Origin of the sequence: Kurthia sp. Dielmo (assembly GCF_000307285.2) — a bacterium.
Taxonomy (GTDB): domain Bacteria; phylum Bacillota; class Bacilli; order Bacillales_A; family Planococcaceae; genus Kurthia; species Kurthia populi.
This window is the reverse complement of sequence record NZ_HE578962.1, coordinates 141813-159957: the sequence shown is the minus strand read 5'-3', so window position 1 is coordinate 159957 and position 18145 is coordinate 141813. Positions and strand designations below refer to the sequence as shown.

Annotated in this window: 16 protein-coding genes and 1 riboswitch; of the genes, 2 read left to right on the top strand and 14 right to left on the bottom strand. The window is 42.0% G+C overall.

Going from position 1 to position 18145, the window contains the following annotated elements:
- Positions 1–4: 4 nt before the first annotated feature.
- The 7 genes from sufB to gltB all read right to left on the bottom strand — a co-directional run bounded on the left by sufB (position 5) and on the right by gltB (position 11561).
- Entirely contained in the window at positions 5–1402 is a 1398-nt protein-coding gene (gene sufB, locus KTHG_RS17480; protein ID WP_126989842.1) for a Fe-S cluster assembly protein SufB, read from the bottom strand.
- 21 nt (positions 1403–1423) lie between these two features.
- Complete coding sequence (sufU, locus tag KTHG_RS17475) at positions 1424–1858, bottom strand: Fe-S cluster assembly sulfur transfer protein SufU (protein WP_126989843.1); 435 nt, start codon at positions 1856–1858, stop codon at positions 1424–1426.
- A complete protein-coding gene (locus KTHG_RS17470; RefSeq protein WP_139995584.1) occupies positions 1851–3077 on the bottom strand; it encodes a cysteine desulfurase in 1227 nt (408 codons plus the stop codon). Before KTHG_RS17470 ends, sufU begins: the two co-directional genes overlap by 8 nt.
- Positions 3077–4384: a Fe-S cluster assembly protein SufD gene (gene sufD / locus KTHG_RS17465; protein ID WP_139995582.1), complete on the bottom strand. Its 1308-nt coding sequence runs from the start codon at positions 4382–4384 to the stop codon at positions 3077–3079. Before sufD ends, KTHG_RS17470 begins: the two co-directional genes overlap by 1 nt.
- A 19-nt stretch (positions 4385–4403) precedes the next feature.
- Positions 4404–5186 carry a Fe-S cluster assembly ATPase SufC gene (sufC, locus tag KTHG_RS17460; protein ID WP_139995580.1) on the bottom strand — a complete coding sequence of 261 codons (783 nt, stop codon included), beginning with the start codon at positions 5184–5186 and terminating at the stop codon, positions 4404–4406.
- Positions 5187–5548: 362 nt separating this feature from the next.
- Entirely contained in the window at positions 5549–7033 is a 1485-nt protein-coding gene (locus KTHG_RS17455) for a glutamate synthase subunit beta (protein WP_139995578.1), read from the bottom strand.
- 16 nt (positions 7034–7049) lie between these two features.
- On the bottom strand, positions 7050–11561 hold the full coding sequence (gltB, locus tag KTHG_RS17450; protein ID WP_139995576.1) for a glutamate synthase large subunit: 4512 nt from the start codon (positions 11559–11561) through the stop codon (positions 7050–7052).
- A 107-nt stretch (positions 11562–11668) separates the two neighbouring features.
- On the opposite strand from gltB, the gene gltC reads away from it, so the two are divergent.
- A complete protein-coding gene (gltC, locus tag KTHG_RS17445; protein ID WP_126989849.1) occupies positions 11669–12571 on the top strand; it encodes a glutamate biosynthesis transcriptional regulator GltC in 903 nt (300 codons plus the stop codon).
- A 166-nt stretch (positions 12572–12737) separates the two neighbouring features.
- On the top strand, positions 12738–13499 hold the full coding sequence (locus KTHG_RS17440; RefSeq protein WP_126989850.1) for a glucose 1-dehydrogenase: 762 nt from the start codon (positions 12738–12740) through the stop codon (positions 13497–13499).
- 47 nt (positions 13500–13546) lie between these two features.
- On the opposite strand, the gene KTHG_RS17435 is transcribed toward KTHG_RS17440, so the two are convergent.
- The 7 genes from KTHG_RS17435 to KTHG_RS17405 form a co-directional block, all read right to left on the bottom strand.
- Positions 13547–14389, bottom strand: coding sequence for a MetQ/NlpA family ABC transporter substrate-binding protein (locus KTHG_RS17435; RefSeq protein ID WP_139995574.1), 843 nt, complete (start codon positions 14387–14389; stop codon positions 13547–13549).
- Between the two features lie 46 nt (positions 14390–14435).
- The gene (locus KTHG_RS17430) at positions 14436–15104 is read right to left on the bottom strand and encodes a methionine ABC transporter permease (protein WP_126989852.1); all 669 of its coding nucleotides are present in this window, start codon (positions 15102–15104) and stop codon (positions 14436–14438) included.
- Positions 15094–16119: a methionine ABC transporter ATP-binding protein gene (locus KTHG_RS17425; RefSeq protein ID WP_126989853.1), complete on the bottom strand. Its 1026-nt coding sequence runs from the start codon at positions 16117–16119 to the stop codon at positions 15094–15096. The genes KTHG_RS17430 and KTHG_RS17425 overlap by 11 nt, the downstream gene beginning before the upstream one ends.
- A gap of 159 nt (positions 16120–16278) precedes the next feature.
- Positions 16279–16384: riboswitch (SAM riboswitch) on the bottom strand.
- 55 nt (positions 16385–16439) lie between these two features.
- Positions 16440–16754, bottom strand: coding sequence for a thioredoxin family protein (locus KTHG_RS17420; protein WP_126989854.1), 315 nt, complete (start codon positions 16752–16754; stop codon positions 16440–16442).
- Positions 16755–16767: 13 nt separating this feature from the next.
- Positions 16768–17112: a toprim domain-containing protein gene (locus KTHG_RS17415; RefSeq protein WP_139995572.1), complete on the bottom strand. Its 345-nt coding sequence runs from the start codon at positions 17110–17112 to the stop codon at positions 16768–16770.
- Positions 17113–17223: 111 nt separating this feature from the next.
- On the bottom strand, positions 17224–17604 hold the full coding sequence (gcvH, locus tag KTHG_RS17410; protein ID WP_126989856.1) for a glycine cleavage system protein GcvH: 381 nt from the start codon (positions 17602–17604) through the stop codon (positions 17224–17226).
- 143 nt (positions 17605–17747) lie between these two features.
- Positions 17748–18104 carry an arsenate reductase family protein gene (locus KTHG_RS17405; protein ID WP_139995570.1) on the bottom strand — a complete coding sequence of 119 codons (357 nt, stop codon included), beginning with the start codon at positions 18102–18104 and terminating at the stop codon, positions 17748–17750.
- Positions 18105–18145: the final 41 nt, after the last annotated feature.

Genomic DNA, 18145 nt, shown 5'->3' with positions numbered 1-18145 from the left:
TTAATTAACCAATCGAACCTTCCATTTCAAATTTGATTAGGCGGTTCATTTCTACTGCGTATTCCATTGGAAGTTCTTTTGTGAATGGTTCAATGAAGCCCATTACGATCATTTCTGTCGCTTCTTGCTCAGAAATACCGCGGCTCATTAAATAGAATAATTGTTCTTCAGATACTTTTGAAACTTTTGCTTCGTGTTCTAAAGAAATTTGGTCATTCATTACTTCGTTGTATGGAATTGTATCAGATGTTGATTCGTTATCCATGATTAGCGTATCACATTCGATGTTTGCGCGTGCATTTGTCGCTTTTTTACCGAATTTCACTTGTCCACGGTATGTTACGTTACCACCGTGTTTTGAGATTGATTTTGATACGATTGTTGAAGATGTGTTTGGTGCTAAGTGAATCATTTTCGCACCTGTATCTTGGTTTTGGCCGCGGCCAGCGATAGCGATTGATAATGTCATACCACGTGCGCCTTCGCCTTTTAAGATACATGCTGGGTATTTCATTGTTAATTTAGAACCGATGTTACCATCAACCCATTCCATTGTACCGTGGTCTTCAACAACTGTACGTTTTGTTACTAAGTTGTATACGTTGTTTGCCCAGTTTTGAATTGTTGTATAACGGCAATAAGCGTTCTTTTTAACGATGATTTCTACTACTGCTGAGTGAAGAGAGCTTGTTGTGTAAACAGGTGCTGTACAACCTTCAACGTAGTGTACTGATGCATCGTCATCAACGATGATTAGCGTACGTTCGAATTGACCCATGTTTTCAGAGTTAATACGGAAGTAAGCTTGTAGAGGTGTGTCTAATTTAACACCTTTTGGTACGTAGATGAATGAACCACCAGACCATACTGCAGAGTTAAGTGCTGAGAACTTGTTGTCTGCAGGAGGGATTACTTTACCAAAGTATTCTTTGAATAAATCTTCGTTTTCTTTAAGAGCAGAATCTGTATCTTTGAAAACAACACCTAGTTTTTCAAGGTCTTCTTTCATGTTGTGGTAAACAACTTCAGATTCATATTGTGCTGATACACCAGCAAGATATTTTTGCTCTGCTTCAGGAATACCTAATTTATCAAATGTTGCTTTGATTTCATCCGGTACTTCATCCCAAGATTTTTCAGCGCCTTCAGATGGTTTTACGTAGTACGTAATTTCATCGAAGTCTAATCCTGAAAGGTCGCCACCCCATTGTGGCATTGGTTTTGAATAGAAAATATCTAAAGATTTCAGACGGAAATCTAACATCCATTGTGGTTCGTCTTTCATACGAGAAATTTCTTTTACGATTTCAGGAGTAAGACCGCGTTCTGTACGGAAAATCGATACGTCTTTGTCGCGGAAACCATATTCGTACTCGCCGATTTCGGGCATTTGTTTAGCCATTATTTCTCCTCCGTTCAAAGCTTATTTTTTAATTTGTTCGTTAATCCCTTTTTCCATTGCTTTCCAAGCCAATGTCGCACATTTAATACGCGCTGGGAACTGAGATACACCTTGTAATGCTTCCACATCACCAAGGTCTAAATCTTCATCATGCTCATGACCTAACATCATCTCTGAGAATGTGTGTGCTAGTTCTACCGCTTCATCAATTGTTTTGCCTTTAATCAATTGTGTCATCATTGATGCAGATGACATGGAAATTGAGCAGCCTTCACCTTCGAATTTCGCATCGGTTACGATGTTATCATCGACTTGAAGTGTTAAATGAATACGGTCACCACATGTTGGGTTGTTCATATCAAGCTGTACATTTGAGCCTTCAAGCGTCCCTTTATTACGTGGTTTTTTATAGTGGTCCATAATTACTGAACGATATAGTTGATCTAAATTAGACATTTCCGAAATACTCCTTCGTGAAGCGCACCCCGTCAGCGAGCTTGTCGATTTCTTCTTTCGTGTTATACACGTAGAAGCTTGCGCGTGCAGTCGCTACGCAGTTCAACCATTTCATTAATGGTTGTGCGCAGTGGTGTCCAGCACGAACAGCAATACCTTGGCTGTCTAGCGCCGTTGCTAGGTCATGTGGGTGAACATCATCAATGTTGAATGTCACAAGACCTGAGCGTTTCATTGGATCTTGAGGGCCGTAAATTGTTAGGCCATCGATTGTTGTTAATGCTTCGAACGCATATTTAGATAATTCTTGCTCATGAGCAATGATAGAATCCATACCAATTTCATTTAAGAAATCGATTGCTGCGCCAAGACCAATTGCACCGGCAATGATTGGTGTACCTGCTTCAAATTTAGCTGGAAGATCAGCCCAAGTTGAATCATATAATCCAACAAAGTTAATCATTTCGCCACCGAATTCGACAGGCTCCATTTTTTCGAGGTGTTCTTTTTTACCATATAATACACCAATGCCCGTTGGACCGCACATTTTGTGACCTGAGAATGCAAGGAAATCGCAATCTAAATCTTGTACGTCTGTGTGGAAGTGCGGTACGCCTTGCGCGCCGTCGACAATCATTACAGCACCATGTTTGTGCGCGATGGCTGCTACTTCTTTAATTGGGTTATGCGTACCTAATACATTTGACGCGAAAGTCATTGAAACGATTTTTGTTTTATCGGTAATCGTTTTTTCGATGTCTTCCATTGCTAATGTACCATCTGGTTGCATATCGATATATTTTAATGTCGCACCAGTAGCTTTCGCTAGCTGTTGCCATGGAATTAAGTTTGAATGGTGCTCCATATACGTAATGACAATTTCATCACCTTCTGAAACGTTTGCACGACCGTAGCTTGATGCCACCATATTTAAACCTGTAGTTGTACCACGTGTGAAAATAACTTCTTCCGTCGATTTCGCATTAATAAACTGACGAACCTTTTCACGAGCGCCTTCATAAGCGTCTGTAGCACGGTTACCTAGCGTATGCACGCCACGGTGTACGTTTGAGTTATCGAACTCATAGTATTTACTAAGTGCTTCAATTACCTGAACTGGTTTTTGTGAAGTAGCCGCGCTGTCTAAATAAACAAGTGGGTTACCATTAATTTCTTGGTTTAAGATTGGAAAATAGCTACGAATGTCGTCTTTGATCATTATTTTACTTTCCCTTCGATAACTTCCATTAATTGTTTTTTAACACCTTCGATTGGCAGTTGAGAAACAACAGGTTCAAGGAAGCCATGGATGATAAGTCTTTCAGCGTTTGCACGAGAGATACCGCGGCTCATTAAGTAGTAAAGTTGCATTTCATCAACGCGACCTACTGAAGCTGCGTGTCCCGCTGTCACATCATCTTCGTCGATTAAAAGGATTGGGTTTGCATCGCCACGAGCGTCTGGAGAAAGCATTAATACACGTGATTCTTGTTGTGCATCTGCTTTTGTAGCGCCGTGTTCGATTTTACCAATACCATTGAAGATTGCACGAGAAGCATCTTTTACGACTGCGTGCGTTAAGATATTACCGATTGAAGCTTTACCCCAGTTACGAACTTCTGTTGTGAAGTTTTGGTTTTGTTTGCCGCTACCGATAACAACTGTTTTTGTATCAGCAACAGAACCGTCACCACGTAAATGTGTAATGCTTTCAGCGATTGTATCACCGTTGTTCATTAAGCCTAATGCCCAGTCGATTTCTGCATCACGTAATGTTTCACCACGACGGTTTACATAAGTTGTGAAGCCAGCATCTAATGTATCAACAGCACCGAAAGTAATTTTCGCGCCATCACGAGCAATTACTTCTGTTACGATGTTTGCTTGTGTGTTGTTAGAAGCTACGCCTGAGAAGTAGTTTTCAACGTATGTTACTTTTGAGTTTGTATCTACCACGATTAATACATGGTTGAATAATGAAGCATCTGCATTATCAACGTAGAATACTGATTGTAAAGGCTCAGCAACTTCTACATCTTTTGGTACGTATACGAATACGCCACCGTTTACAAGTGCTGCGTGTAGTGCTGTTAATTTATGCTCATCCACTGTCACAGCTTCTGTCATAAAGAATTTTTGAACTAAGTCGCCATGTTCTTTAAGTGCTGTGAAAATGTCTGTCATAATGACACCTTGTGCTTTTAACTCTTCAGATACTTGAAGGAAAGCTGGTGTGTTGTTGCGTTGGATGTAAACGTTTTGTTGACCTTCAACGTCTACGATTTGTTTCACTGCTTCAGGTAGCTCAGCTAATGAAGCAAATGTGTCAGATTCAACAGTATGATTTTTGAAATTGAAGAAATCCCATTTATCAATATTTGTTTTATCTGGTTTAACCATATCTAAGTTTTCAACTTCCGCAAGAGCACGTTCGCGAAGCTCTGCAAACCATGTTGGTTCGCCTTGAGCTTCAGAGAAAGAGCGTACATCTTCGGCTGTTAAAGCAAGTTTTGTTTCAACCGTCATCTGTGCTCGTCCTCCTCGATTATGCTTCTTCTACTACTGCGTCTGTATCTTTAATGCCTAGTTCTTCTTTAATCCAGTCGTAACCTTCTGCTTCTAAACGTTGTGCTAATTCAGAACCACCAGATTTAACTACTTTACCTTGCATCATTACGTGAACGTGGTCAGGTGTGATGTAGTTAAGTAAGCGTTGGTAGTGCGTGATCATTAAGCAGCCGAAGCCTTCGCCGCGCATTTCGTTAATACCTTTAGAAACGATTTTAAGTGCATCGATATCAAGACCTGAGTCAATTTCATCAAGTACAGCGAATTTTGGTTTAATCATCATTAATTGAAGAATTTCGTTACGTTTTTTCTCACCGCCAGAGAAACCTTCGTTTAAGTAACGTTGGCCCATTTCTTCTGGCATTTCTAAGAAGTCCATTGTTTTATCTAATTGTTTGATGAATTTCATGATTGAAATTTCATCGCCCTCTTCACGACGAGCGTTAATAGCTGAACGTAAGAAGTCAGCGTTTGTAACACCAGCGATTTCTGATGGATATTGCATTGCTAGGAATAAACCAGCTTGCGCGCGTTCGTCTACTTCCATTTCTAATACGTTTTCACCGTCAAGTAAGATTTCACCTGAAGTTACTTCGTATTTAGGGTGACCCATGATAGCTGAAGCTAGTGTTGATTTACCAGTACCGTTAGGACCCATGATTGCGTGTACTTCGTTTGTATTTAGCGTTAAGTTAACGCCTTTTAAAATCTCCTTGTCTTCGATTGAAACATGAAGATCTTTAATTTCTAAAGTTGACATTCTAATACCCTCCGTTTGCGTTTCCCGAATGGCGAATCCATTCTTAATTTAACATCATTCTAATCTTAACTTAATTAAAAAGTGATTGCAACCATTTGAATTTCATTCTCAAGTAGATTACACAATCGTTGCTATTAAAAGATTTCCTATAATAATTGCAACGTAAAAGATGCATTTATTTTAAAATTTTCTCATTTTCAATAAGGACGTTCTAATTGAGAATCGATTTCAATAAAGGTTGCGGTTTTCCACTATTAAAACGATGATAAACCGCATTATATCACGTTTCTAGTGGCATTACCTGTCTTAAAACAAAAGACTGCGTGCAAGAAATTTCTTTCTCACGCGCAGCCTTCCTTCTATTATTGTGCGATAGCATGTGTCTCCGCTAAATAGTTTGCAACTTGCGTGGCAACTTCGCGCCCTTCCTTGATTGCCCATACAATTAAGGATGGCCCTCTGCGCGCATCTCCTGCCGCAAAGACGCCTTGTACATTCGTTGTGTAATCTAGACGAGAGGCGTGGACACGATTGTTTAGCATTTTCACACCAAACTGCTCTGCAACAGCGGACTCAGCGCCCTGGAAGCCGATTGCGACGAATACATAGTCGGCCGGCCAAACTTTTTCCGTACCCGGAATTTCTTCAAAGTACGCATAGCCCTCGTCATTAACAATTTTATTCATTTGAATCGTATGCAGCTCTTTAACACGCCCTTGTTCATCAGCTACAATTTTTTTCGTTTGAATGCAGTATTCACGTGGGTCACCGCCAAATTTCGCATCGGCCTCCGCATACGCATAATCTAATTTATATACTTGCGGGTCAGATGGCCATGGCTGCTCTGGTTGACGCACAGCAGGTAATGCCGGGTGTTTACCAAATTGATGCACCGATTTACAGCCTTGGCGCACAGCGGTCGCTACACAATCCGCACCCGTATCCCCGCCACCGATAACGATGACATTTTTGCCTTTGACATTTAATGCACGCTCATCTTCAAAATTTGAATCTAATAAGCTTTTCGTTACGTCATGTAAGTAATTCATCGCTGGCACAACACCGCGTGCATCGCTGCCTTCCATGCGTAGCTCACGCGCTTTTGTTGCGCCTGTCGCAAGCACAACTGCATCGTATTGTGCCTTTAATTCATCTGCCGTAATATCTTTACCGACTGCTGTATTTAGCACAAATTGAATGCCCTCTGCCTGCAATAAGTTAATGCGGCGCTCGACGATTTTTTTATCTAGCTTCATATTTGGAATGCCATACATTAATAAGCCACCTGCGCGGTCATCACGCTCATACACTGTTACTTGATGGCCTAATTGATTGAGCTCATCCGCGGCCGCTAATCCCGCTGGACCTGATCCGATAACAGCGACGCGTTTATCCGTACGCTTTTGCGGGATACGTGGTTGGACCCAGCCCATTTCAAAGCCCTTATCAATAATCGACTGCTCGATGCTTTTAATCGCCACAGACGGCTCGTTAATGCCTAACGTACAGGAGCCCTCGCATGGTGCCGGGCAGACACGTCCTGTGAACTCTGGGAAGTTATTGGTCATCATCAAACGCTCAAGCGCTTCCTTCCACTGTCCCTGGTAGACAAGGTCATTCCATTCCGGAATATAGTTATTAATCGGACAGCCTGCCGCAAAGCCACGAATTTCAATGCCCATATGACAAAATGGTGTGCCACAATCCATACAGCGTGCACCCTGTGTCGCTAAATCTTTATCTGATAATCGCTCCGTATATTCTTCAAAGTTTTTTACGCGTGCTAGTGGCGCTTTTTCTTTAACCTTCTTTTTATCATATTCCATAAATCCTGTTGGTTTTCCCATTCTAGATCACGCTCCTTTAAGATTTTGCTACGGGTTGTTTCTTCGGTGATGTCACGAGTGTGAATGCCTTCATCGCCGCTTCCTGTTCAGATAATCCTTCTTTTTCAAACGTATCAATATGCGCTAGCATATGCTTATAATCGGTTGGTACGACTTTAATAAAGCCATCCATCTCATGTGCAAAATCATTTAATATCGCTTTCGCTTTTGAGCTGTCTGTATAATGAATATGCTTCTCTAATAGCTCTTTTAATAGCTCGATATCGTTTTGTGTAAACTTCGTCGTAAACTCGATCATTTCCATATTACAAGCTGACTTGAATGCCTCGACATTTGACGGACGTACATATGCCACACCACCAGACATCCCAGCACCAAAGTTTTTGCCAACATCTCCTAAGATCACGACGTTCCCACCGGTCATATACTCAAGACCATGGTCACCGATCCCTTCTACGACAACATTGGCGCCGCTATTACGGACCGCAAAACGCTCACCTGCACGCCCATTAATAAAGGCCTCACCGCTCGTTGCGCCGTATAGACAAACATTACCCGCGATGACATTTGACTCCTCGCGCCCTTTAATCGGTGCTGACACGATGACTTTACCACCTGATAAGCCTTTACCGAAGTAGTCATTCGCATCGCCATCAACCGACATCGACATGCCTTTTGGAATGAATGCGCCAAAGCTCTGACCTGCTGAGCCTTCAAAATGAAGTTTAATCGTATCTTCCGGTAGACCTACTGCGCCGTATTGCTTCGAAATATCGCTGCCGACAATCGTTCCTACTGCACGGTCTGTATTTTTTATTGGGAATGTGAGTGCGATTGGTGACGCGTGCTTAATCGCAAAATCAACACGCGGTAAAATCTCACGTAAATCTAGTGTCTCATCTAATTTATGGTTTTGCTGTACTTGCTTCGTGCGCGGTCCCTCTACTTGATGCAAGAGCTTCGATAAATCAAGCTGACTCGCTTTCCAGTGAGCTTGTGCGCGCTCGCTTACTTCGAGTAAATCCGTGCGACCGACCATTTCTTCAAATGTACGGAATCCTAGCTTCGCCATATATTCACGCACCTCTTCTGCAATGAACATCATAAAGTTCACGACATGATCTGGTGAGCCCATGAATTTTGCACGAAGCTCTGGATTTTGCGTTGCTACACCGACGGGACATGTATCCAAATGACACGCACGCATCATCACGCAGCCTAAAACGATTAACGGTGCTGTCGCAAAACCAAATTCCTCTGCGCCAAATAATGCCGCCATAATGACATCTTTGCCGGTCATTAATTTACCATCCGTTTCAAGTGTTACACGGTCGCGTAGATTGTTAAGCATAAGCGTCTGATGCGCTTCTGCTAAACCTAGCTCCCATGGTAGCCCTGTATGCTTAATACTTGTCTTCGGTGAGGCACCGGTCCCACCATCATAGCCACTAATAACGATGACATCAGCTGCGCCCTTCGCTACACCCGCAGCGATTGTTCCGACACCTGCTTTTGCGACAAGTTTCACCGAAATACGTGCGTGGCGATTGGCGTTTTTCAAGTCGTAAATTAACTCGGACATATCCTCGATTGAATAAATATCATGATGCGGTGGTGGTGAAATTAAGCCAACACCTGTTGTGGAACCACGAACCGTCGCTACCCATGGATATACTTTATTCCCCGGAAGCTGACCACCTTCACCTGGTTTTGCCCCTTGCGCCATTTTGATTTGAAGTTCATCTGCATTGACTAAATAATGTGATTTCACTCCAAATCGACCTGACGCAATTTGCTTAATTTGCGAGCGACGTAAATCACCATTTTCATCTGGCGTAAAGCGCGCTGGATCCTCGCCACCTTCACCTGAGTTCGATTTACCGCCGATGCGATTCATCGCGATGGCTAATGATTCATGCGCTTCCTGTGAAATCGAACCGAATGACATCGCACCCGTTTTAAAACGTTTCACAATCGATTCCGCAGACTCGACTTCTTCAAGTGGAATGCTGTTGGTTTTTTTAAATGTTAGTAAATTACGAAGGAAGCCTAAGCGCTCCTCATTCGCCATTTCACTATATTGGTGGAATAGACCAAAGTCATTTTTGCGTGTTGCCCACTGCAGTGTATGAATCGTTTTTGGATTAAAGGCATGATGCTCGCCGTTTGCGCGCCACTGATACTCACTACCTGGGGGTAGACCTTTATCCCCTGAATCAATCGCTAGATTATGGCGACGACGTGCCTCCTCACCAATCGTTTGAAGGTCGATACCACCTAACTGACTTGCCGTACCTGTAAAATGCTTGTCGATGACTTCTTTTGAAATGCCTACTGCTTCAAAAATTTGCGCCCCGCGGTAACTTTGAATTGTCGAGATCCCCATCTTCGACATTACTTTTACAACACCCTGACTTGCGGCATACACATAACGTGCTACCGCTTCCTCGTAACTAAATTGTAGGTGTCCATCACGGATTGCTTGATCAATTGTCGCAAATACTAAATACGGATTAATGGCATCCACACCGTAGCCAATTAATGCGGCATGGTGATGTACTTCTCGTACTTCAGCGGCTTCTACGATAATGCTAGCTTGTGTGCGTTCCCCAACGCGTACAAGATGCTGGTGTAGACTACTCGCTGCAAGTAGGATTGGTAGCATCGGCTTGTCAGGCGCGACAAGGCGGTCTGATAAAATCAACAGCTCCACGCCGTCACGAATCGCGCGGTCTGCTTCATCTGCAATGCGCTGTAAATCGCTTGCGACGTCATCTGTCATAAATAAATCAATCACTACCGACTTAACGCTAGGCTGCTGTTTTAGCTGTGCTAGCTGGCCATTTGTCAGTACCGGTGTTTCTAAGAAAATACGCTTGCAGCTCTCCGCCGTCGGATGAAGGATATTCCCTTCCTTCCCTAGCAGCGTCATTGTCGACGTCACTAAATGCTCACGAATCGAGTCAATTGGCGGGTTCGTCACTTGCGCAAATAATTGCTTGAAGTAATGGAATAATGACTGCGGCTTATCCGATAAAATCGCAAGCGGTGCATCATTTCCCATTGAGCCGAGTGGATCGGTTTTCCCTGCCACAATCGGCACAATGTATTTATGAACATCCTCATATGTGTAACCAAAAATCTTTTGATGAAGCAGTAAATCGTCAATATTTTCCGACTTTTCTTTTTGCGCTTCAAGCTCAATTAAATTATCATCTAGCCATTGTTTATACGGCTTGGCTGTTGCCATATCTGACTTCAATTTTTCATCAGCGATGATTTCGCCCTTTTCTAAATCGATTAATAGCATCTTCCCTGGACTTAGGCGGTCCTTATACGCCACATCTTCCTCTGCTACGTCAATAACGCCCACTTCTGAAGAGTAAATAATATAATCATCCTTCGTCACATAGTAGCGCGCTGGACGTAAGCCGTTTCGGTCAAGAATTGCCCCGATTTGTTGCCCATTTGTAAATGCGATTGAAGTTGGACCGTCCCAAGGCTCCATTAATGTGCTATTGTATTGATAGAACGCCTTTTTCTCGGCTGATATATGCGGATTTTCTGTCCACGGCTCAGGTATCATCATCATGGCAGCCTCTGCTAATGGACGACCCGCTAGGACAAAGAATTCAAATGCATTATCGACCATCGCTGAGTCAGAGCCTTCTGCATTGATAATTGGGAGTAGCTTTTCAAGGTCCTCACCAAATGCCTCTGACACAAATTTTTGCTCACGCGCCTTCATCCAGTTGGCATTCCCAAGTACGGTGTTGATTTCACCGTTATGGATAATGTAGCGGTTTGGATGCGCGCGCTCCCATGACGGGAATGTGTTAGTAGAGTAGCGTGAATGGACAAGTGCAATCGCTGAAGTGAAGCGCTCATCTTGTAAATCTACATAAAACTGAGCCACCTCTTCAGGTGCTAACAAGCCTTTAAATACCATCGTTTGCGTAGAGAAGCTTGGGCAATAAAATGTGAACCCTTGCTCCTTCACCCATTTTTCAACACGCTTGCGAATTACGTAAAGTTTTCGTTCAAATGCTAGGGAATTTTCTGACGAAGCACTTGCGATAAATAACTGACGGACAACGGGTGCTGAATTCTTCGCTGTATCACTTAAAGATGCAGCGTTTGTCGGAGCAGTACGCCACCCGATAAGTTCTTGGCCTTCCTCGGTGATGATGGCATTAAATTTTTCTTCAATTTGTCGTCGCTCAGCGTCATCTGCTGTAAAGAAGAACTGACCTACACCGTATTCGCCTTTCGGTGGTAATGCCCATTCTGTGACCTGACGGAAAAATGTATCTGGAATCTGAACCATTAGCCCAGCTCCGTCCCCTGTTTTACCGTCACTACCACGTCCTGCTCGGTGGTCTAGGCGGCAAAGCATTTCTAAACCTTGCACGACGATGTCATGTGTTGGTTCATTTTTTAAGCTCGCATAAAATCCAATCCCGCATGCATCATGTTCGAAACTTGGATGATATAGCCCTTGTTCTTTCTGAATATTTTGAAACGTCATAAAAATCCCTCCCTCGTGAATCTATTTTAAATTCACAAATCAATGCAAACAATATATACTTTATATAGAATCAATCTAAAAAATAGATAAATTGGAGTTGACATGCCTTGGAATTACGACAACTACGCTATTTCGTGGCAGTTGCTGAACGCGAACATATTTCAGAAGCTGCTGAAAATTTACATGTTGCACAATCTGCCGTCAGCAGACAAATTGCCAATTTGGAGTCTGAATTAGGTGCTGAATTGTTTGAACGCATCGGCCGTAACGTCAAATTAACACCCATCGGACATGTATTTTTAGAACATGCCATTGTGGCGTTAAAAGCGATCGATTTCGCCAAAAAACAAGTGGATGAATATTTAGACCCTGAGAAAGGAACGATTAAAATCGGCTTCCCGACGAGCCTTGCAAGCTTCTTGCTACCTACCGTCATCTCGGCATTTAAAAAAGAGCATCCAAATGTATCATTCCATCTGCGACAAGGGTCTTACCGCTTTTTAATTAATGCCGTGAAAAATCGCGAGCTCAATCTCGCCTTTCTTGGTCCCGTACCGCAAAAAGATGAATTAATTAATACAAGAATTTTATTTACCGAAAATATTTCTGCACTTGTCCCTGAAAATCACCCACTTGCGGAGCGCCAGGAAATTCAGCTTGGTGATTTACGCAATGAGAACTTTGTGCTGTTCCCTGAGGATTATATCTTAAATAAAGTAGTCGTTGACGCCTGTAAATCAGTTGGCTTCACACCAAATATTTCATCCGAGGGAGAGGACATGGATGCCTTAAAAGGTCTTGTGGCCGCGGGTATCGGCATTACGCTACTACCTGAATCTGCATTCTATGATGCGACACCACGACGTACGGTGCGTCTATCACTTATCGAGCCACCATTTACACGTAATGTCGGTGTCATTTTCCCAAGTACGCGTGAACTTGCCCCGTCCGAGGAAATCTTCTTAGACTTCGTCGGCAACTTCTTCTCACGTCTTACACAATTCCGTTAATCAACATCCTTCTGAACAACTGCTCAGAAGGATTTTTTATACACAGAAAAGAAAGCGTTTCCAATAATTACAATATAATAGAAGAAACACGCAATGCTTTTTATTTTAACTTTAAAATATTTTGCGTTATACTACTTGCGAAAGCACTTTGAAAGGGGTTTTATACATGAATCGTTTGGACAATAAAGTGGCATTAATTACAGGTAGTGGTGCCGGCATCGGCAAAGAAATCGCGAAACGTTTTGCAGAGGAAGGCGCAAAAATCGTCATTGCAGATTTTAACGAAGCCGCGTTAACAGATACTGTTAAGGAACTACAAGCAGCAGGTCACGAAGCCTTTGGCGTGAAGGTGAATGTTGCAGTCGAGGAAGATGTACAGCGCATGATTGACGATGCGATCGGCCACTTCGGTCAACTTGATATTCTTGTAAACAATGCCGGTGTGAGCGACAATATGCAGGCTGCTGGTAATGTGACAGATGAGGTTTGGCAACGCGTTTTTGATATTAATGTAACGGGCGTGATGCGTGGTATTCGTAAAGTATTACCTCACTTCATAGAGCGCGGTAAAGGAACAATCGTTAATATGGCATCGATTTCAGGCTTATTTGGCGGTCGTGGCGGCTTAGGCTATACAGCGGCCAAACATGCGATTGTCGGCATGACAAAGAACGTAGCGTCGCAGTACGGCCCTCAAGGGATCCGTTGTAATGCGATTGCACCTGGACAAATCCAAACAGGTTTTGCGGCAAACATGGACCATATCGATAAATTTGGCATGGAAGTAGCGATTCGTGGAACAAACTTAATGCCACGTGCCGGTACAGTCGACGATGTCGCAAATATTGCGCTATTCTTAGCATCGGATGAATCTGATTTAGTAAATGGTGTTGCACTAGCAGCAGACGCTGGCTGGAGCGCTTATTAGGCATAAAAAAAGAGGCTAGGGTTAATCCCCAGCCTCTTTTTTATGCTCTATTTACTTACAGGAACGACTGAGCCGCCCCATTCTTCTGTAATATATTCTTGAATTTCTTTAGAATGTAAGACATCGACTAATTTTTTGATTGATTCATTGTCTTTATCTTCTTTACGAACGGCAATTACATTTACGTATGGTGATTCATCACCCTCAATGGCAATTGAATCTTTCTTCGGATCTAAACCAGCATCGATTGCAAAGTTAGAGTTGATAACGACTGCGTCAGCATCTTTTGAATTATTGTACGTTTGTACTAACATTTCAGCATTGACCGCTGGATCGATTTTTAACTCTTTTGGATTTTCTGCAATATCTTTAATTTCAGCGGTTGTTTTATCCACACCATCTTTTAATTTGATTAAATCATTTGCTTCAAGAAGTGTTAAGATACGACCTTGATCTGCTACTGATTTCGAAATAATAATTTTCGCACCTTTTGGTAACTCATCTAATGATTTGTATTTTTTAGAGTAGATAGCGATTGGCTCGATGTGAATACCACCAACATTGACGAAATCATAGTCTTTATTATCTTTCATTTGTTGTGTAAGGTATGGAATATGTTGGAAATAGTTTGCGTCAATATCGCCTGAAGCTAATGCTTTGTTTGGAATAATGTAATCTTGTGCTGTTTCGATTTCAAGATCTACGCCCTCTTTTTCAAGAATTGGCTCAGCTTTTTGTAAAATTTCTTTATGTGGTGTGTTTGACGCCATGATTTTAATTGTTGTTTCTTTTGAATCACTACTTGATTTGTCGTCTGAGCCACATGCTGCTAAACCAAGTGCTAATGATGCTGTTAATAAACTTGCTACTAATTTTTTTGACGCTTTCATAATATAAAATCCCCTTTTCCCTCTTTATATTTGATACGCAATTGCGTTATCGTTTATCAATTTTTGTTGTAAAGAAATCACCAATAAATTGGATAATAAATACGACAATTAAGATTAAAATAGTTGCTATAAACGTTACATCTGTACGAGCTCGTTGGAAGCCATCCACGAAGGCTAAATCACCTAGACCACCTGCTCCGATAATTCCTGCCATCGCTGTGTATCCAACAAGTGCTACCGCCGTTACCGTAATACCTGAAATTAATGCTGGTAACGCTTCTGGAATTAAGACCTTGAAAATGATTGTAGAGGTTTTAGCCCCCATTGAGCGTGCTGCTTCGATTACGCCCTTATCAATTTCACGTAAAGCGATTAATACCATACGTGCGTAGAATGGCGCAGCACCGATAATTAATGCTGGCAATGCGGCATTGGCTCCTAAAATCGAATCGAATAAAAATGTTGTAAATGGAATTAACAAAATAACTAAAATGATAAATGGAATCGAGCGGAAGACGTTCACAAACGCACCCGTAATCCAATTCGCTAGTTTATTTGCCCATAGCTGATAGGGACTTGTTAAAAATAACACAATTCCTAACGCTAATCCCAAAATGAATGTAATGATTGTTGAAACAGCTGTCATATATAAAGTCTGCAGTGTGGCTTCCCAAATTCGGTCCCATTCTACATTCGGAAATAAATTAGTCAACATCACTAATCACCTCCGATTTGATACCCTTATTTTCTAAATATTGAATCGCAGCTGCGACATCAGCATCTGAACCAGTCAACTGGACGATTAACGTGCCGTACGGACCACTCTTCGTCGGTGAGATATTACCGTGGACGATATTGACGTCTACCGCAAACTTGCGAATAATTTCTGTAATGACAGGCTGCTCTGTTTGATCGCCTACAAAAAATAATTTAATTAACTGTCCTTCGCGGTAATCCTCTAGCATTTGTGCGACCGATTCTTTTTGACCGGTTGACGTTGCTTGCGTCACGAAACGTTTTGTAATCGGTGCTTGTGGATTTTGGAATACTTCAAGAACATTCCCTTGCTCAACGACCTTCCCTTTCTCCATGACCGCCACACGATGACAAATCTTACGAATAACATGCATCTCATGCGTAATCAGCACGATTGTTAAGCCTAATTTTTCATTGATGCTCACTAGTAAGTCTAAAATCGCATCCGTTGTTTCCGGGTCAAGTGCAGAGGTTGCTTCATCACAAAGCAGCACAGTTGGATTGTTAGCAAGCGCGCGGGCGATGCCGACACGCTGCTTTTGACCACCTGATAACTGCGATGGATACGCATCATCGCGACCCTCTAGGCCAACAAGTGCAATCAATTCTTTTACACGCTTTTGACGCACATCCTTTTTCACTCCCGCAATCTCAAGTGGAAATGCGATGTTCTCCGCTACCGTACGTGACCATAATAAATTGAAATGTTGGAACACCATGCTGATATGATGACGCGCATTGCGTAGTGCATTGCCGCGTGCCTTTGAAATATTGACATCATTGACAAGCACGTCGCCTGATGTCGGCTTTTCTAAACCATTAAGTAAACGAATCATCGTACTTTTTCCGGCGCCACTGTATCCGATAATGCCGAAGATTTCTCGATCCTGAATTGTTAAACTCACATTATCGACAGCCGTTAGAGAACCATTCGCTGTTTTGTATTGTTTTGAAACATTATCTAACTGAATCACTGTCATTCCACCTTGTTCTAAAACTTTTGAACTCTCTGATTATTCAAATTCCAACAATTATACTATGCTTTGTCGTCGTCCAATTTAAACTGCTAAAAAAATAAAACCCTTCTGTTTTTTAGAGCAACAGAAGGGTTTAACGTATCGTGTCAAACCGTTCTCTCATCTCCCAAAGTAATGACTTTGCGTGAATTGGCACCATATCACATACTGCGACGGTTGCCGGGCTTCATAGGGCACTTCCCTCCACCTCTCTAAATAAGAGTAACGACATAAGTTTTTATTTTATTGTTGGTTTCTACTTTAACACTCTGATATTTTTACGTCAATGACTTATTTAAAATTTTTTCATACAAATTTGGTACGGATTGAAATGCGTATACTTTATCGCGCACTTGCCCATTCTCTGAAATTAGTAGACATGGCACACTTTCAATCTCATAATCGTATGCAATTTGTTCCATATAATTTAGATTTGCCTTCCCCATTGGGATTTGTGGCAATACCTGCTCTGTGACGTCCATCATTTTAGACGCTACTGCACATGTGCCACACATTGGCGTATATAAATAAAAAGCCGTGACGTCATGTTTTGTACGTTCTTGCTCCCATTCTTCGCGAGACCATTCTTTCATTACATGTCATTCCTTATCGTATTAAATAGGCGGGATTCACTTGAAAATCAGCTGCTGCTAGCACGAAAGCTAAATAATTTTGCGGTGTATGCTCGACTTGCTTATACGTTCGTCGCGTGTATAAATGCTCGGCATGAGGAAAATAATGCTGCACGAGCTTTCGCGCTTTCTCACCGGACTCATCCGCATCAAAAAACACATATAAGTCACTGTCCTCATAAGGTGTAAGTAGCTCCTCTAGTCGGTCCTCACTTATCGTACCATTCGTACAAATAATTTCGACCACTTCATTTAGTATGGGCAAAATGCGTAGCTTATCTTGCTTTCCTTCAACGATTAACACCTTGTCTGTCACCATTTCTGCCACCTCCACAAGCTTCCCCGTCTTCTACTTTAGTTATACCACAGCGCATGCACTCTACACAAAAAAGAACTACCCCAGTTGAGGTAGCTCTTTGTGATGCTAATATTATTCAGCGATTGCTTCTTGATATTGTTCTGCAGTTAATAAACTTTCAACGTCTGCTTCATTTGCAGGTTCAACAACGACCATCCAAGCTTGCTCGTATGGCGATTCGTTTACTAGCTCTGGAGAATCTTCTAAGTTTTCGTTTACTTCTAGAATTTTACCAGCGATTGGTAAGTATAATTCAGAAACTGTTTTTACAGATTCTACACTACCGAATGATTCGCCAGCACCGATTTCATCGCCTACTGCTGGTAGTTCAACGAATACGATATCGCCAAGTTCTGATTGTGCAAATTCAGTAATACCGATTACTGCTTTACCATCTTCTAATTTAACCCATTCGTGATCTTCTGTGTAACGTAAATTTGTTGGAACGCTCATTGTTTATTCCCTCCGTTTATGTAATTTCATCTTTATTGTGTCACGTTTTCCGCGTGTTGACAAGGGTAATTCCGAACTTTCTAAAGGTCATACATCTTGTTGCAACAGCATTTCAAGCGATTTTTGGTCGTCCATAATGGACACTATTTGTACGATTCGACAAATTCCTGCTCTTTAAAGCCTAAAGTTACTTTTTTACCGTCCGTAGTGAGAGGACGCTTGATTAACATACCATCTGACGCTAAAAGTGTTAATTGTTCGTCTTCTGACATATCAGCAAGCTTATCTTTCAATCCTAACTCACGATATTTCATGCCAGATGTGTTGAAAAATTTCTTCAATGGAAGCCCACTTAGTTCATAAAACTTGCGTAACTCATCCTTCGTCGGTGTGTCTGTCGTAATGTCATATGCCGTAAAGTCGATGCCTTCATCTTTCAACCATTTTGACGCCTTTTTACATGTCGTACATTTTGGATAATGGTAAAACTGAATCGCCATTTTGTATGCGTACCCCCTTCTCGTTTCCTCTATTGTATAGA

Coding starts and splice junctions, on each gene's coding strand:
- sufB (WP_126989842.1), bottom strand. CDS start 1,402: ATGGCTAAACAAATGCCCGAAATCGGCGAGTACGAATATGGTTTCCGC.
- sufU (WP_126989843.1), bottom strand. CDS start 1,858: ATGTCTAATTTAGATCAACTATATCGTTCAGTAATTATGGACCACTAT.
- KTHG_RS17470 (WP_139995584.1), bottom strand. CDS start 3,077: ATGATCAAAGACGACATTCGTAGCTATTTTCCAATCTTAAACCAAGAA.
- sufD (WP_139995582.1), bottom strand. CDS start 4,384: ATGACGGTTGAAACAAAACTTGCTTTAACAGCCGAAGATGTACGCTCT.
- sufC (WP_139995580.1), bottom strand. CDS start 5,186: ATGTCAACTTTAGAAATTAAAGATCTTCATGTTTCAATCGAAGACAAG.
- KTHG_RS17455 (WP_139995578.1), bottom strand. CDS start 7,033: ATGGGAAAACCAACAGGATTTATGGAATATGATAAAAAGAAGGTTAAA.
- gltB (WP_139995576.1), bottom strand. CDS start 11,561: ATGACGTTTCAAAATATTCAGAAAGAACAAGGGCTATATCATCCAAGT.
- KTHG_RS17440 (WP_126989850.1), top strand. CDS start 12,738: ATGAATCGTTTGGACAATAAAGTGGCATTAATTACAGGTAGTGGTGCC.
- KTHG_RS17435 (WP_139995574.1), bottom strand. CDS start 14,389: ATGAAAGCGTCAAAAAAATTAGTAGCAAGTTTATTAACAGCATCATTA.
- KTHG_RS17430 (WP_126989852.1), bottom strand. CDS start 15,104: ATGTTGACTAATTTATTTCCGAATGTAGAATGGGACCGAATTTGGGAA.
- KTHG_RS17420 (WP_126989854.1), bottom strand. CDS start 16,754: ATGAAAGAATGGTCTCGCGAAGAATGGGAGCAAGAACGTACAAAACAT.
- KTHG_RS17415 (WP_139995572.1), bottom strand. CDS start 17,112: ATGGTGACAGACAAGGTGTTAATCGTTGAAGGAAAGCAAGATAAGCTA.
- gcvH (WP_126989856.1), bottom strand. CDS start 17,604: ATGAGCGTTCCAACAAATTTACGTTACACAGAAGATCACGAATGGGTT.
- KTHG_RS17405 (WP_139995570.1), bottom strand. CDS start 18,104: ATGGCGATTCAGTTTTACCATTATCCAAAATGTACGACATGTAAAAAG.